Annotated in this window: 11 protein-coding genes; 6 read left to right on the forward strand and 5 right to left on the reverse strand. The window is 65.3% G+C overall.

All coding sequences use genetic code 11. From position 1 onward, the window contains the following. The first annotated feature begins 76 nt into the window (after nucleotides 1-76). Nucleotides 77-1,990, forward strand: coding sequence for an ArnT family glycosyltransferase (locus tag AKJ09_RS25705; protein ID WP_275936646.1), 1,914 nt, complete (start codon nucleotides 77-79; stop codon nucleotides 1,988-1,990). Between the two features lie 2 nt (nucleotides 1,991-1,992). On the opposite strand, the gene AKJ09_RS25710 is transcribed toward AKJ09_RS25705, so the two are convergent. The 5 genes from AKJ09_RS25710 to boxC form a co-directional block, all read right to left on the reverse strand. Continuing rightward, complete coding sequence (locus AKJ09_RS25710) at nucleotides 1,993-2,760, reverse strand: hypothetical protein (RefSeq protein ID WP_146650132.1); 768 nt, start codon at nucleotides 2,758-2,760, stop codon at nucleotides 1,993-1,995. Between the two features lie 138 nt (nucleotides 2,761-2,898). Beyond that, on the reverse strand, nucleotides 2,899-4,164 hold the full coding sequence (locus tag AKJ09_RS25715; RefSeq protein ID WP_146650134.1) for a hypothetical protein: 1,266 nt from the start codon (nucleotides 4,162-4,164) through the stop codon (nucleotides 2,899-2,901). A 74-nt stretch (nucleotides 4,165-4,238) separates the two neighbouring features. Further along, nucleotides 4,239-4,676, reverse strand: coding sequence for a thiol-disulfide oxidoreductase DCC family protein (locus tag AKJ09_RS25720; RefSeq protein ID WP_146650136.1), 438 nt, complete (start codon nucleotides 4,674-4,676; stop codon nucleotides 4,239-4,241). 3 nt (nucleotides 4,677-4,679) lie between these two features. After that, nucleotides 4,680-6,110: a benzoyl-CoA 2,3-epoxidase subunit BoxB gene (gene boxB / locus AKJ09_RS25725; protein ID WP_146650138.1), complete on the reverse strand. Its 1,431-nt coding sequence runs from the start codon at nucleotides 6,108-6,110 to the stop codon at nucleotides 4,680-4,682. A gap of 17 nt (nucleotides 6,111-6,127) precedes the next feature. Then, nucleotides 6,128-7,795, reverse strand: a complete 1,668-nt coding sequence (gene boxC / locus AKJ09_RS25730; RefSeq protein WP_146650145.1) for a 2,3-epoxybenzoyl-CoA dihydrolase — start codon at nucleotides 7,793-7,795, stop codon at nucleotides 6,128-6,130. 69 nt (nucleotides 7,796-7,864) lie between these two features. Between boxC and AKJ09_RS25735 the strand changes: the two genes are divergently transcribed. The 5 genes from AKJ09_RS25735 to AKJ09_RS25755 all read left to right on the forward strand — a co-directional run bounded on the left by AKJ09_RS25735 (nucleotide 7,865) and on the right by AKJ09_RS25755 (nucleotide 12,980). Next, on the forward strand, nucleotides 7,865-8,647 hold the full coding sequence (locus tag AKJ09_RS25735) for a shikimate kinase (RefSeq protein ID WP_146650152.1): 783 nt from the start codon (nucleotides 7,865-7,867) through the stop codon (nucleotides 8,645-8,647). Nucleotides 8,648-8,774: 127 nt separating this feature from the next. Then, nucleotides 8,775-10,331 carry a 3,4-dehydroadipyl-CoA semialdehyde dehydrogenase gene (locus tag AKJ09_RS25740; protein WP_146650159.1) on the forward strand — a complete coding sequence of 519 codons (1,557 nt, stop codon included), beginning with the start codon at nucleotides 8,775-8,777 and terminating at the stop codon, nucleotides 10,329-10,331. After that, entirely contained in the window at nucleotides 10,328-10,864 is a 537-nt protein-coding gene (locus tag AKJ09_RS25745; RefSeq protein ID WP_146650165.1) for a hypothetical protein, read from the forward strand. The genes AKJ09_RS25740 and AKJ09_RS25745 overlap by 4 nt, the downstream gene beginning before the upstream one ends. A gap of 119 nt (nucleotides 10,865-10,983) precedes the next feature. Beyond that, nucleotides 10,984-12,315, forward strand: a complete 1,332-nt coding sequence (locus AKJ09_RS25750) for an erythromycin esterase family protein (RefSeq protein WP_146650171.1) — start codon at nucleotides 10,984-10,986, stop codon at nucleotides 12,313-12,315. A 131-nt stretch (nucleotides 12,316-12,446) separates the two neighbouring features. Further along, nucleotides 12,447-12,980, forward strand: a complete 534-nt coding sequence (locus tag AKJ09_RS25755) for a hypothetical protein (RefSeq protein ID WP_146650173.1) — start codon at nucleotides 12,447-12,449, stop codon at nucleotides 12,978-12,980. The last annotated feature ends 6 nt before the right edge of the window (nucleotides 12,981-12,986 follow it).

Below are 12,986 nucleotides of genomic sequence, written 5' to 3' on the forward strand. Positions count from 1 at the left end.
TCGTCGATCCGTGGGAGACCCATTACGCCGAAGTGGCGCGAGAGATGCTCGAGCGTCGTGACTTCATATCCCCTTGGTGGGCCAACGAAGGTTGGTTCATGACCAAGCCGATTCTGATCTTCTGGCTCGAGGCGGCGTCGATGGCGCTGCTCGGCGTGCACACCGGGCCGAGCGAGATGCTCGTGGGGCCGCGGGGGCGCTGGCGAGACCCGAATGGGCGGTTCGATTGCCGTCGTTCCTGTGTGCGGTCGCGGGTGTGTACGCACTCTATCGCGGAGTGTCTCGAGCCGCAGGCAAACGGGCGGGCGTGCTCTCGGCAGTGGTTCTGCTCACCATGCCCGGGTTCGCGATTCTCGCGCATCAAGCGATCACCGACATGCCGCTCGTCGCGGGCGTTGCGGGATCGGTGGGAATGCTCGTCGGGGCCTCGGCGATCTCCGATTCGCGCGAATCGCGAGGCTTCATCATTCGTGTGATGGGACGAGACTTCGTTTTGCACGGCGGTCATCTTGTGGCAGCGCTCTATGCGGCGCTCGTGGTGCCCCAGCTCCTCGTGCTTCTCGGAGCCCACGTTCACGTCGGCTCGGGGGCGCTGGTTTGGGGGCGCGATCGCCTTCTCGCTGGCTCGCCCCACGCGTGCACGCTTCCGGGCCAGCCGACCTGCCGTGAGATTGCCCTCGCCCATCCGCGGCTCGCTCCGCTCGCGCAGGCCGCATTCTGGTTGCCCGTGATGGCCTACACGACCCTCCGCATCGCCGACACCCGCCGAGCGAGGAATCAGTGGGTGATCGTCGCGTGGCTCTTTGCGGCATTGGCCACGATGTCGAAGGGACCTGCGGGGCTCGTGATTCCAGTGTCGGCAGCGGCGATGCTGCTGGCCATTCGCCGATCACTGCGTCCGTTGTCGTGGATGGAACTCGCTACCGGTGCGCTCGTCACGCTCTCGCTCGTCGGGCCTTGGTATGTCGCGGCGTACGCTCGGCACGGGCGGTCGTTTATCGACGAGCTCGTCATGCGCAACATGCTTGGGCGCACGCTCGATCATTTGCACGACACGAATGGCGGCGACGACGTGGGGATCACCTATTTCGTGAAGCAGTTGGGGTATGCCACGCTTCCCTGGTTTGGATTCGCGCTTGCCGCGCTCTTTTCTCTGTCCACCGGTACGCGATTCGGACGCAAGGCAACGGCGAAGGCGATGATGGCCGGCGCCTTCTTGGTTGCGTTCACGCTGGTCTCGATGATGAAGACCAAGTTTCATCACTATGTCCTGGTGGCCTTGCCTCCCTGTGCTGCTCTCGTAGGCCTTTGGCTCGACGAGCTCTGGGAGGAAGCGCGCACGACGACGACCCGACACGACGCCGCGCGCACGCTCGTCATACTGGTTCTCGTCGCCGCGACCACCGTACTCGTGGGCTTCGACGTCGTCTCCGTTCCGAATCACTTCGCCAAGCTGATGACGTATCGCTATTCCCGCGCATGGCCGTCCGAAGCGTGGACGGCAACCGTGATGGGCTGTTTCGTCGGGGCGCTTTCGCTCGCGATGGTCGGCGTAGCTGTGCGTCGGTTCCGGCGCAGAGCATTGATCGGCTGTGCGGTGCTCTCGGCTGCCTTCGCAATGTTCGTGCTCGACGTCTACTGGCTGCGTACCGGCCCACTCGGCGGGCAACGGGCTGTCTTCGATGCGTATTACCGCGCTCGTGCGGACGATTCCAATCGAGCCGAGCTCGTGGCCTACCAATTGAATTGGAAGGGCGAGAACTTCTATTCTGGCAATGACCTGGCCATCTTCATCCAGAGCGGCGCGCCTTTTCGGAAGTATCTCGAAGAACGCAAACGGCACGATGCGCACGTTCTCTACGCCGTGACCGAAACGGGGCGCCTTTCGTCGCTACGTTCGGAGCTCGGCGCGCTTCGGTCGTTCGACGTTCTCACGGACGCGACGGCATCACCCGAGTTCTCGCTCGTACGCGCCGTGCTGGCTCCGTGAGTTCAGAACACCACGCCTCCGAGCAGGCCGATCGTGGCAACTGCGCCGAGATCTCGGCTGGCACCCTTGAACGGCTCCTTGAGCAGCGTTCCGAAGCCGAGGCCGATGGGTAGCTGGATTTCGAAATGACCGTATTGGACGAAGCCGCCCACGGCCGCACCCATGTAGAGCATGGCGGCCGAACCACCTGCCCAGATCTGAGGTTGTGCGAGAACGAGAAGGCCGGCCTGGAGATCGTTGCCGTGCGCGAAGTTGCCCCGATATCCGAGGTCGGGGCCGATGGCGAAGAAGTCCGGGCCATCTGCAAATCCGACGGCGGCACGCGCGCCGGCAACGAACGCGTGGTCGCCTCGCGTCTTGTAGCGGAAGTCGAACGCGAGCCCCGGTGTACTCGCGTTGGCGATGAAGACCACGGGGCCGGTGTGCATTCCGAACGCGCCGTCGACCGCCTTGGCTGGCTCGCTGCCATCGTCGGCGTCCGTCGCGGCGTCTTGACCGGTGCTCAGCGCGCTTCGCGACGACGAACGTATCTCCGTGGGAGCGGCGCCGCTGCGTGAGCTGCTGCGATTACGTGCTCGGCATTCGTGAGCCTCGCAGATCTCCCCGTCGGCGCATGGCGGATTGCATTCGCTGACGCAACGACCGTCCGGCGTGCAGACGAATCCCGAGCGACACGCCGGAAAACACGTGCTGCTCGACCCATCGGCAAAGGCCGGAGCGACGAAGAGACCGAGCGCGAGAGCCACGAACGACGAAAGAGCGACCTTCATGGCGCGCCCTCAGCACGGCGCATGCCGGCCTCGAATGGGCCGAATTCGTGGCGAGTTTGGCGCTCCGAGCGGCCGCTCGCGCCAACGTGGCGCAAGCTGCTCCTCGGGTTGGCGCAAGACGCGACCTTCCTCGAGCGCTCAGCGAAACACGTAGCGCGCGAAGACGTCGTGTCCGCCGGAGACCTTGCCGTTGCCGAAGTCGGGGCGTCCCTTGAAGCTCGTCGAGAGCCAGAAGCCATCTGGGCCAGCGAGCGTTTCGGTGTTCGAGAGCTCCGGACCCAGCTGCATCATGTAGAGTCGATCGCCGCTGTTCGCGTCGAATGCGCCGATGCATGTGGCGTAGCCGTTGCTCGCATCGGACGGCAGGACGACGGTGCCATCGTTATGGCTGTAGCAATGCGACATGCTGATCATCACGCGGCCTTCGTCGACTCCGCCCACGAGGATGGCGCTGTCGCTGACAGTCGAGGGCGAGACGCTCCACAGATGCGCACCGGTGGTCGCGTCGAAGCTGGACAGGAAGGCGCTGCCCGTTCCGTTGCGGCGCTCGCCATCACCGAAGTCCAAATCACTCGTCGACTGCCCGCTGAGGTACAGCTTCGTTCCCTCGGGATTCCACGAGAGCGAGGAGATGGTTTCGCCGGACGAGTTGCCTGCAACGCGCGTGAAGCGGGGCATGCCGCCAGGCTCGAGAACGGTGACGAACATGTCGTCGCCGCCGGCGCTGTTGAAGGCTTGATCTCCGACCTTCATGCTCGGCCCGAACACTCCCGCGAGTGCGAGCGAGCCGTCGGGGCCGAACTTCATCCGTCGGATGAAAACGTCGGTGTGTTTTGGGTCGACGCTCTGCGCAAGACCGAACGGGGCCCAAATGCCGACACAACGCCCGTCACGATAGCGCGCGAGGACGAGGCCGCGCGCGTTCGACGTGCAGCCGATGGTCGTGGGCGTGTCCGCACTGGCGGCGATGACCACGTCACCGTCGTGCACTGCAATGGCGGACAAGGCCACTGAGTCCGGCAGCGGGACCGACCATCCCGTGCCTGAGACGGACTCGAGAAAGTTGATGCCGTGGCCACTGACGAACGCCACCGTGCCCGCGACTGGATCCGCGGTGAGCGCGTGAAGGTTGTCGACCGGGCGCGTCTCGATGTCATTGCCGTTCTGGTCGACCACAGCGATGAGGTTGCCGTCCGCAGTCCGCGCGTTTGCAATCACGTTGTCCCCGAAACGCGACAGCTCGGTGTACGACGCATCGGTCGTGATGATGTATTTCAGGTGAGCGCTCTCGGAAGCTGCGCTCCCCGACCCGTTCGAACCATTTAACGTCGCGTGGGTTCCCCCGCTTTCGCAGGCAGCCAGACCGAGGAACGACAGAAGAGCAAGTGCGCGTCGGATTCGCATGGCTCCCCGTTCGGCCGGGCACGTGCCAGGTTGCGAGAATTCGACGAGAGCCTCGTTTCCCGGGAAATCCGAGGTCAGGCGAGGAAGCGGGCGCGGAGCTCCGGCGTCGGTACGCGACAGCTCTCGCTCTTGCCGAACCACCGGTAACGGTTCTTGGCGATCCACCGATAGACGAGATCGCGCAGTGGCCTCGGGACGAGCAGCATGAGCGTGCCAAAGCGCCACGGCGCTCGTAGATAGCGAGCGGTGCGAAGCGCGCCCGTCGATTGAAGATAGGCGTGCCCGCGCTCGAGCAGAATCATCGATCCCGGATCGCGATCCGGGGCGGCGAGCTCACGCGTCCGCGCTTCCCCCACGGCGTCCCGTAGAAGAGAGCGAGCGACGTCGGACTGGAGAGGCGCGAAGCGCAGTTCGGGACCGCGCTCGTGATCGAGAATGAACTGGACCGAGCCGTTGCAGAGATTGCACGTGCCGTCGAACAAAAGGACGGGGGACGTGGCGTCTCTGCTCATGACTCAGGCCTCGTGACGGACGTATTCGAAGTCGACCGGACGCCCCTTGATGCCCTGCTTGGGCGCGGAGATCCAGTTTGCCATCTGCTTGGGGTCGTAGATCGGCTTCTGCATCAGGCTCTTCACGTAGGACTTGTCGGCCTCGGAGGGAAGCCACGCGTCCCTCTTGGCCTCGAACTGATCCTTCGAGATCAGGTTGCCCTCGGGGTCGGCGTGGAGGCCCGAGTAGATGCCGATGTGGCGGTGGAAGCGGCGGTTCGGCAGCGTGAGCTTGAAGTCGATGCCGTGGGCGGCGATGGCACGGTTCCACTTGTCGACACCGCGCTGGCAGTCTTCGACGTACGCGTCGCGCAGGACTTCATTCATCGCATTGCGGAGCGGAACGTCCTCGTTGACGAGGCGGCCCTCTTTGACGACCTGCATCGCGTAGGAGGTATCGAGCGCCTTGTGGTCTTCGAACTGATCTTCTTTCGCGCGGCCCTTGAGGCCCGTCGCGAAATAGCTCGCGGCGTTCGAGCTGATCTCGCCGCCGAAGAGGTCGAGGCTCAGCGTGTACCAGAGGTTCAGGTACTTCTGCATGGTCGGCAGGTCGATGAGTCCGAGCTTGCGGACCTGATCGGGGTGCTCGATCTTGTGCTCGGCCATCTGCTGCGCCGTGCGCTCGACGATGCGGAGCACGCCCGTCTCGCCGACGAACATGTGGTGCGCCTCTTCGGTCAGCATGAAGCGCGTGGTGCGCGAGAGCGGATCGAAGGCGCTCTCCGCGAGGGCGAGCAGCTGGAACTTGCCGTCACGATCGGTGAAGAACGTGAACATGAAGAAGCTGAGCCAGTCGGTGCAGGGCTCGTTGAACGCGCCGAGGATGCGGGGCTTGTCCGGATCGCCCGAGCGGCGCTCGAGCAAGGCCTCGGCCTCCTCGCGACCGTCGCGTCCGAAATAGGTGTGGAGCAAGTAGACCATCGCCCAGAGGTGACGGCCTTCCTCCACGTTTACCTGGAAGAGATTGCGGAGATCATACACGGAAGGGCAGGAGTGCCCGAGCATGCGCTGCTGCTCGACGCTCGCCGGCTCCGTGTCGCCCTGGGTGACGATGATGCGACGGAGGGCGTTGCGATGCTCGCCCGGAACCTGCTGCCAGACGGGCTCGCCCATCTGATCGCCGAAGCCGATGGTGCGGTCCTTCACGGGGTCGGCGAGGAAGATGCCCCAGCGGTAGTCGGGCATCTTCACGTAGTCGAAGTTCGCCCAACCTTCGCTCGTGACACTGATGGCCGTGCGGAGGAAGACGTCGTCCTGCTGGAAGCCGAACGGCCCCATGTCGTTCCACCAGGAGAGGAAGTTCGGCTGCCACGCCTCGAGCGCGCGCTGCAGGCGCTTGTCGCTCGAGAGGTCGACGTTGTTCGGAATCTTCGTGTCGTTGACGACGTTCGACATTGGCTCGATGCCTTTCCTCAAGTCCTTGCCCACTTGAATTCGGGGCGCTCGGGCTTGCCGTACAACGTGAGAGCGCCCTTCTCGCCGACGGCGTTGGGGCGCTGGAAGATCCAGTTCTGCCATGCCGAGAGGCGCCCGAAGATCTTCGTCTCGAGCGTCTCGGGTCCGGCGAAGCGAAGCGAGGCTTCCATGCCGGTCATGGCGTCGGGTGACATGGCCGCACGCTCTTCGAAGGCGATGCGGATCTCGTCGTCCCAGTCGATGTCGTCGGGCGCGAAGGTCACGAGGCCAGCCTTGTTCGCGTCTTGCGTGTTCATCTTCTCGGCGGTCTCGAGGACACGCGAGACGCGCTCCGGCTCCTTGAGGAAGCGCGTTTGCAGCCGCGAGAGGCCATTGGCCATCGGGAAGAAGCCGGCGTTGAGCGGCGAGCTCTGGAGGAAGGTCTCGCCGTCGTCGTCTTCCTTCATGTAGATGCGGTCGGCGGCGAGCCCGAGCTCGAGGAGGCTGCCCACGAAGCAGGAGCTCGGCTCGACGAGCGCGAAGAAGCTCTTGGCCGTGAGATCGAGACGCTTGAGAACGCGCTTCATCTGGAGCAGCACTTCGCGAACGAGGCCGTCGTCCTTGTGCTTGGCGAGCATCGCGTCGACGGCGAGCACGTCTTCCGCGTTGCCCGACGTCTTGATGGCGACGACGCCGATCGTGGGCTGGTTGAAGCGCAGATCGAGCAGCGCGTCGTCGAGCTCGCGGAAGGCCTGGATGGCCCACGCGCTGGCGCCCGCCTTGGCGAGCTCGTCGGGCGTGGTGGGCTCCTTGCCGCTCGGGCCGCGGACCGTCAGCGTGGCGGTGCGTGCCTTGGCATCTAGGGCGAGCGACACGTATTTGTATTCCGCACCCTTGTCCGAGCGCTTGGCTTCCAGGGGCCCAAGCGTGACCGGCGGGAAGGACTTGCGCGCCGAGCGAGCCAAGAGACCCTCGACGTGCTTCTTCACCACCTCTTCGAACTTCGCCTTGGGCGGCGCGGCGTCGACGAGGCCCCATTCGACGGCGCGCTTGCCACGGACGCCTTCGGCGATGGTCGAGAAGGCGTCGGCGAGGTCGCGACGGATCTTGCGCTTGTCGACGAGGCGCGTGAGGCCGCCCGTACCGGGAAGAACGGCGAGGAGCGGCGCTTCGGGAAAGCTCACCGCGCTCGAGCCGTCGTCGGCGAGGACGATGTCGTCGCACGCGATCGCGAGCTCATAGCCGCCGCCCGAGGCGGTGCCGTTGACCGCGCACAGGCTCGGGATGCCGCTCTCCGCGCTCATCTGTTCGAGGTAGAGGCGGGTCTCGTTCGTGAACTTGCAGAAGTTCACCTTGAAGCCGTGCGTGGAGCTGCCGAGCATGTAGATGTTCGCGCCGGAGCAGAAGATGCGGTCTTTGCCGCTCGTCACGACGACGGCCTGCACCTCGGGGTGCTCGAAGCGAATGCGCTGGAGCGCGTCAGCGAGCTCGATGTCGACGCCGAGGTCGTACGAATTCAGCTTCAGCGGGTAGCCAGGACGGAGCCCGCGCTCCTCTTGGATGTCCATCACGATGCGCGCGACCTTCCCCGCGTGCTCCGAAGGGAACTCGAGCCGCCAATGGACGTAGCGCTCGGGGTGCGTTTCGAAGCGGATGGGCTCGTGCGCGGTTGTCGTTTCGGCCATGGCGTCCCGAAGTTTTAGGCCAGGACAGGGGGCCGAGCAAGTAGTATAGTTCCTACTAACTGATCTGATATGCAATATAGTGCATCAAAGAAGAGCTCCGATTCGCGCGCCCGTTTGCTGCGTGATTTGGGGGGCGTCGTTCGGACGCGCCGCATGGAGCTCGGTCTCACCATCCGTGCGCTCGCGAAGGGCGCCGGTGTCAGCGAACGGTTTCTCGCGCAGCTCGAAGCGGGCGAAGGAAACATCTCCGTCGCGCGCCTCGAAGACGTGGGCGAGGCGCTCGGCACGAACGGCGCGGAGCTCCTGGCGAGCGCGTCGCGTCCCAAGGCGGCATCGTCGTGTCCTCCCGTGCTGGCGTTCGTCGGCCTGCGAGGGGCCGGGAAGAGTTCGGTTGGGAGCGCTGTTGCTTCGATTCTCGGAGTTCCATTCGTGGAGCTCGACGAGCTCATCGTCCGCGAAGCCCAGATGACACTTTCCACCCTCTTCGAGATCCACGGCGAGAGCTATTATCGGAGCGTCGAACGCGAAGTTCTTCGCCGCTTTCTCGCGCGCGAAGAGCCTGCGGTGCTCGCCACGGGAGGCTCGCTCGTGACCGATCCCGAGACGTGGGGGCTTCTCCGCAGTCGCGCGCACACGGTTTGGTTGAAGGCCACGCCGGACGAACACTGGTCCCGCGTCGTCACCCAGGGCGACGCACGCCCCATGCGCGATCGCCCGCGTGCGATGAACGAGCTCAAGGCACTCCTCACGTCGCGTGAGCCCCTCTATCGTCAGGCCGACACCGTCGTCGACACGTCCGCGCGCAATCCGGACGACGTGGTCGCCGAGCTCGTCGGGCAGCTGAAGGCGTGACGATGCGCCGCAAAGGATTTCACCGTCGGGCTCGCCGGTCTTCAGGACCGTATGCCCTGCACGAACCGCGTTTGGTAAATCGGGCGGGCAGTGATATCTGGCCCGCATTGCGCAGGAGACTCCCGTCATGATCGAGCTAGGCAGCTACGTCTCGGGCACGTGGATCAAGGGCAAGGGGAAGGCTGCCGAGCTGGTCAATCCGGCAACGGAGGAAGTCCTCGCCGTCACGTCCACCGAGGGGCTCGATTTCGGCGCTGCCATCGCGTTCGCGCGTGACAAGGGCGGGCCTGCGCTTCGCGCCATGACCTTCACGCAGCGCGGCGAGATGCTCCGCGCAATGTCGCGGGCGATTCACGCCAAGCGCGATGAGCTCTTGAACCTTGCTCAGGCGAACGGAGGCAACACGCGCGGCGATGCGAAGTTCGACGTCGACGGCGCGATCGGAACGCTCGCCGCGTATGCCGACCTCGCGCAGGAGCTCGGCGACACGCACGTCCTTGTCGACGGCGACGGCATTCAGCTCGGTCGGAGTGCGCGCCTCTTCGGCCAGCACGTCTCCCTACCGCGCGAGGGCGTTGCCGTTCACGTCAATGCCTTCAACTTCCCCGCGTGGGGGCTCGCCGAAAAGGCTGCCACGGCGCTTCTCGCGGGCATGCCGGTCATCTCCAAGCCTGCCACCAGCACGGCGCTCGTCACGCATCGCATCGTCGAGATCCTCGTCGCGGAAAAGCTGATGCCCGAAGGCGTCCTCTCGCTCGTGTGCGGCGGTGCGGGCGACATGCTCGATCGTCTGGGCGGGCAGGACGTCATCGCCTTCACGGGCTCGAGCATCACGGCGGCGAAGCTCCGCGAGGGCAAGAGCGTCCTTCTCCGCGGCACCAAGATCAACGTCGAGGCCGACAGCCTCAACTCCGCGGTCCTCGGCGCCGACGTGGAGGAAGGCTCGGACGTCATGAACCTCTTCGTGGGCGACGTCGTCCGCGAGATGACGCAGAAGACCGGCCAGAAGTGCACCGCCACGCGACGCATCTACGTCCCGAAGGACAAGGTGGGCGCGGTGATCGAGCTGCTGCGCGAGCGTCTGTCGGCCATCAAAGTGGGCGACCCCACGCGCGACGACGTCACCATGGGCCCCGTCGCGACTGCCTCGCAGATTCGCGACCTGCGCGAGGGCGTGAAGAAGCTCGAGTCGTGCGCGAAGATCGTCTTTGGCGGGGCGACCGACGTGAACCCGATTGGTGTTCCCGCGGGCAAGGGCTACTTCACGACGCCTGTACTTCTCCACGGGGAGAACCCGAAGGCGGGCGACGCGGTGCACGAGCACGAAGTCTTCGGACCGGTGGCCACGGTCATGCCGTACGAGAGCGCAGCGAGTGCGGCTTCGCTCGTCGCGGCAGGCGGAGGTGGCCTCGTCTCGAGCGTGTACTCGGACGACAAGGATTTCATCCGCACCATGATCGTCGCGGTGGCCCCGCATCACGGCCGACTCACGATCGGCTCGTCGAAGATCGCCGGCCAGGCGCTTCCGCCGGGCATGGCCCTCCCGCAGTTGCTTCACGGCGGCCCCGGTCGTGCAGGCGGCGGCGAGGAGCTCGGCGGGCGACGCGGCATGGCGCTCTACATGCAGCGCACGGCTCTCCAGGGCGATCGCGCCATCATTGAAGGACTCTCAGGTAAGAAGTGAACAATCGCGCCTTCCTCCGTCTCACGTGGACGTCTCTGGTTCTGCTTGCAGGTTCCGGCTGCGCAACGAGCGGCTCGAGCTCCGGTAACTCGGTGTCGGTGCCGTTGCCCTATGGCTTCTCCGCGACGGTCACGGGGGAGAGCGCGCCGGCTCAGCCGTTCATGGTCGTGACTCCGGAGGACGCACGCCTCGTCATGGCCTCGAGCGCGATCGCGTCGCGCGTGGGGCACGACATCACCTACGACATCGATCAGGTCATCCTCAAGGATACGACCAACCTCCACGACCTCGTCTCGACTGCGCTCGAGACCGTCGCGCGCGGAATCGACGAGGCGCGTGCCTATGCTCCCGAAGCCACCGGGCGGACGTGCCTGATGTGGACCGCACTCAAGATCGAGCTCGACGAAAAGACACGTGAGGCGTACGCGTTCTTCGACGAACGAACGGGCACTCTCGTCTTGCGCGTCCCGACGAGGGCGACGTCGTTCGCGACCGAACGCGGCGTGGCTCTCGCGCTCGCACCTCCCACGTGAGGGCCACGTGAGGGCCACGTGAGGGGCGCGTGAGGACGAGGTGCTAGCCGCCTGATCGCGACCTGGGGGGCACGTGAATTGCTACCCATTCTCGGGCGATTTTGCCTCGAGAGGTGGCCATGGCCGTAGCATCCGAGCTCGCGTCCCTCCGTATCGCTGCCGTTCCGCTCGCGGGGACGTCGGCCGACCTCGATCCGCTCCTCGAACGGATCCATGGGGCTCGCTTCGTCCTTCTCGGCGAGGCGAGCCATGGCACGCACGAGTTCTATCGAATCCGTGCGGCCATCACGAAGCGGCTCATCGCCGATCACGGCTTCCGCGGCGTCGCCGTCGAGGCCGACTGGCCCGACAGCTTCCGCGTCCACCGCTTCGTGACCGGCCTCGGCGACGATCCCGACTCGGTCGACGCACTCGAAGGTTTTCGTCGCTTCCCGACGTGGATGTGGCGCAACGCGGACGTCCTCGATTTCGTCGGCTGGCTACGCGCCTGGAACGATACGCGCCCCGCCTACGATCGCGCAGGTTTCTACGGCCTCGATCTCTACAGTCTCTACGCGTCGATGCAGGCCGTCATCGCGTTCCTCGACAAGGTCGATCCCGACGGCGCGGCGCGTGCTCGGAAGCGCTACGGGTGCTTCGATCAATTCGGCACCGATACCGAGCAGTACGCGCTCTCCACGGGGCTCACGCTCGAGAACTCGTGCGAGCATCAGGCGGCCGAGCAGCTCGTCGAGATGCACTCGAGCTTCTTCCGGCGCATGGCCAACGAAGGGCCGGAGACCAGCGAGAACATCTTCTCGGCCGAGCAGAACGCGCGCGTCGTGAAGAACGCCGAAGAGTACTACCGCAACATGTTCCGCGGTGACGTGAAGACCTGGAACCTGCGCGACAAGCACATGACCGGCACGCTGGAAGACGTGAGCGATCGACTCTCGCGTGGCCACGAGCGCGCCAAGATGGTCGTCTGGGCGCACAACTCGCATCTCGGCGACGCGCGGGCGACCGAGATGCGCAAGGCGGGTGAATGGAACGTGGGACAGCTCGTGCGCGAGCGTCACGGTACGGACGTCGTGATCGTGGGGTTCTCGACCTACGACGGCACCGTGACCGCTGCGCGCGATTGGGATGCACCGGCCGAGCGACGCACCGTTCGCCCTGCGCTTCCTCTGAGCTGGGAGGCGCTCTTCCACGAGGTTGGCATTCCGTCGTTCATGCTCGCGTGCGACGACGAAAACGTGAGCACGTTGCTTCGCGCGCAGCGGTTGGCGCGCGCGATCGGCGTCGTGTACCGGCCCGAGTCCGAACGTCGGAGCCACTACTTCGACACGCGCCTCGGGGAGCAGTTCGACTTCGTGTTCCACATCGATCACACGCGCGCTGTCGAGCCGCTCGAGCGCACGTCGAACTGGCAGAGCGGCGAGATGCCGGAGACGTATCCGTTCACCGTGTGAGCGCACTGTGTAAGAGCGCGCGTACGGTCGAGGTTGTTTCGGCTGCAGGAGGCAACGGTTGGTCGGCAACGAGGCCAGCTCCGTCGCAAGTCGTCGGGCGCCCGGGGCGAGTTCGCTATCGTCGCTCCGCCATGGCGAGCCGACCGCCGCAACGTTCGAGCATCGTGTCCGTCGTGTCGCTCGCGCGCGGCGGCCTGGCTTGGGGCCTTGGCGTCGCGGCTTTCGTCGGCGTGGTGTCGGGCTGCAGCAAACCACAACGGCACTACACGACGACCGTCGAGGTCGGTGAGGTTCAGCACTATGGCCAAGCGGCCAAGGGCGGCTCGATCACGGACCTCGAGCTGAAGTTCGTCGACTGCCCTGGTGACGCTCGGAAGTACGTCCGCGCCGACAAGGGGTTCGGTCAGTGCAATCCGAACATCAAAGAGGGCGAGCACCTCGAGGCCGAAGTGGTCGCCAAGTACAACTCGGAGAGCAACTCGTATCGAAGCGAGCTGGTGCGCCTCGGTGGTTGCCCGATGAGGTTCGACCCGACGGACGAAGCCAACTACGAGATCGTCCAGACCTGCACGGACCTCGAAGCCTCGGGGGTCGTCGTGGGCGTGCGTTGCGATCGCTCGCGCAGCAAAGAGCTCGTCGCGAAGTGCCCTTGGTTCCGCCGCTGAAGCGTT

Source organism: Labilithrix luteola (genome assembly GCF_001263205.1).
GTDB classification, from domain to species: domain Bacteria; phylum Myxococcota_A; class Polyangia; order Polyangiales; family Polyangiaceae; genus Labilithrix; species Labilithrix luteola.

Coding starts and splice junctions, on each gene's coding strand:
- AKJ09_RS25720 (WP_146650136.1), bottom strand. CDS start 4,676: ATGAGCAGAGACGCCACGTCCCCCGTCCTTTTGTTCGACGGCACGTGC.
- AKJ09_RS25755 (WP_146650173.1), top strand. CDS start 12,447: ATGGCGAGCCGACCGCCGCAACGTTCGAGCATCGTGTCCGTCGTGTCG.
- AKJ09_RS25740 (WP_146650159.1), top strand. CDS start 8,775: ATGATCGAGCTAGGCAGCTACGTCTCGGGCACGTGGATCAAGGGCAAG.
- boxB (WP_146650138.1), bottom strand. CDS start 6,110: ATGTCGAACGTCGTCAACGACACGAAGATTCCGAACAACGTCGACCTC.
- AKJ09_RS25750 (WP_146650171.1), top strand. CDS start 10,984: ATGGCCGTAGCATCCGAGCTCGCGTCCCTCCGTATCGCTGCCGTTCCG.
- AKJ09_RS25715 (WP_146650134.1), bottom strand. CDS start 4,164: ATGCGAATCCGACGCGCACTTGCTCTTCTGTCGTTCCTCGGTCTGGCT.
- AKJ09_RS25735 (WP_146650152.1), top strand. CDS start 7,865: ATGCAATATAGTGCATCAAAGAAGAGCTCCGATTCGCGCGCCCGTTTG.
- AKJ09_RS25710 (WP_146650132.1), bottom strand. CDS start 2,760: ATGAAGGTCGCTCTTTCGTCGTTCGTGGCTCTCGCGCTCGGTCTCTTC.
- boxC (WP_146650145.1), bottom strand. CDS start 7,795: ATGGCCGAAACGACAACCGCGCACGAGCCCATCCGCTTCGAAACGCAC.